This window comes from Micromonospora sp. NPDC049497 (assembly GCF_044465805.1).
Classification (GTDB): domain Bacteria; phylum Actinomycetota; class Actinomycetes; order Mycobacteriales; family Micromonosporaceae; genus Micromonospora.
In genome coordinates this window covers 1-2,063 of record NZ_JBITMC010000044.1, presented here as the reverse complement: position 1 = coordinate 2,063, position 2,063 = coordinate 1, and the positions used below count along the sequence as shown (strand labels likewise).

Annotated in this window: 2 protein-coding genes; both read left to right on the top strand. The window is 68.3% G+C overall.

The features are described 5' to 3' along the window. Nucleotides 1–1,235, top strand: a 1,235-nt coding sequence (locus tag ACIBR0_RS28695; protein WP_396720859.1) for a 2-oxoacid:acceptor oxidoreductase subunit alpha, incomplete at its 5' end; no start/stop codon positions are given. Further along, nucleotides 1,228–2,063, top strand: an 836-nt coding sequence (locus ACIBR0_RS28690) for a 2-oxoacid:ferredoxin oxidoreductase subunit beta (RefSeq protein WP_396720856.1), incomplete at its 3' end; no start/stop codon positions are given. The genes ACIBR0_RS28695 and ACIBR0_RS28690, both read left to right, overlap by 8 nt.

Here is a 2,063-nt window from a genome sequence, read left to right as displayed (position 1 = left end):
GGGCCGGTTGGAACTTCGGGGAGACCACCGAGGATTTCGCGGTCCGGTACGAGGTGAAGCCGGCGAAGATGCCGGCGGGCACGTACCGCAACATCACCGGTAACGCGGCCCTGTCGCTGGGTTTGGTGGCCGCCGGTGTCCGGTCCGGGTTGCCGGTCTTTTTGGGGGCGTACCCGATCACGCCGGCGTCGGACATTCTGCACGAGTTGTCCAAGCACAAGCGGTTGGGTGTGCTGACCATGCAGGCCGAGGACGAGATCGCCGCGGTCGGGGCGGCTTTGGGTGCCTCCTACGGTGGGGCGTTGGGTGTGACCACGACCAGTGGTCCGGGTGTGGCGTTGAAGAGCGAGACGATCTCCCTGGCGGTGGCGTTGGAGCTGCCGCTGGTCATCGTGGATGTGCAGCGGGCCGGTCCGTCGACGGGTATGCCGACCAAGACCGAGCAGGCTGATCTGAACATGGCCCTGTTCGGTCGGCACGGTGAGGCGCCGGTGGCGGTGATCGCGCCGAAGTCACCGGCGGACTGCTTCGACGCGGCGTTGGAGGCGGCGCGGATCGCGGTGACCTACCGCACCCCGGTGATCCTGCTGTCGGACAACTACGTCGCCAACGGCTCCGAGCCGTGGCTGCTACCGGATGTCGAGTCCCTGCCCGACCTGCGGGTGGAGTTCGCCTCGGCGCCCAACGGCGAGGACGGCACCACCTTCCTGCCGTACCTGCGGGACCCGGAAACGTTGGCCCGGCCGTGGGCCATCCCCGGCACCCCCGGTCTGGAGCACCGCATCGGTGGGCTGGAGAAGGCCGACAAGACCGGCGACATCTCCTACGACCCGGGCAACCACGACTTCATGGTCCGCACCCGGGCGGCCCGCATCGAGTCGATCCCGGTCCCGGAGGTGGAGGTCGAGGACCCCGACGGCGACGCCCGGGTCCTCGTGCTGGGTTGGGGGTCCACCTACGGGCCGATCGGCGCGGCGTGCCGGGGCCTGCGCCAGCGGGGGCTGTCCATCGCCCAGGCCCACCTGCGGCACCTCGCCCCGATGCCGGCGAACCTCGGGCAGGTCCTGGCCGCCTACGACCGGGTGGTCATCTGCGAGATGAACCTCGGCCAGCTCGCCCAGGTCATCCGAGGCCGCTACCTGGTCGACGCGATCGGCTACAACCAGGTCCGCGGCCTGCCGTTCACCGCCGCCGAGCTGGAGACGATGCTGGAAGAGGTCCTGAAGAATGTCTGAACCCGTCGCCCTGAAGCTCACCGCCAAGGACTTCAAGTCCGACCAGGAAGTCCGGTGGTGCCCCGGCTGCGGTGACTACGCCATCCTCGCCGCCGTGCAGCAGTTCATGCCGGAGCTGAACATCCCCCGCGAACGCACCGTGTTCATCTCCGGGATCGGCTGCTCCTCCCGCTTCCCGTACTACATGAACACCTACGGGATGCACTCCATCCACGGCCGCGCCCCCGCCATCGCCACCGGCCTGTCAGCCACCCGCCCGGACCTGTCCGTCTGGGTCGTCACCGGCGACGGCGACGCCCTGTCCATCGGCGGCAACCACCTCATCCACGCCCTGCGCCGCAACGTCAACCTCAAAATCCTGCTGTTCAACAACCGGATCTACGGCCTGACCAAGGGCCAGTACTCACCCACCTCCGAAGTCGGCAAGATCACCAAGTCGACCCCCGTCGGCTCCGCCGACGCCCCGTTCAACCCGCTGTCACTGGCCCTCGGCGCGGAAGCCACCTTCGTCGCCCGCACCATCGACTCCGACCGCAAACACCTCCAATCGGTGCTACGAGCAGCAGCCGAGCACCACGGGTCGGCGTTCGTGGAGATCTACCAGAACTGCAACATCTTCAACGACGGCGCCTTCGACCAACTCAAAGACCCCGGCACCCGCGACGACCACCTCATCCGCCTGGAACACGGCCAACCGATCACGTTCGGCTCCGACGGCCAGTTCTGCGTCGTCCACCCACCCGGCGGCTTCGGCCTGGAAGTCCAGGACACCACCTCCACCCCCGCCGGGGACATCGTCGTACACGACGCCACCGTCAACGACCCCGC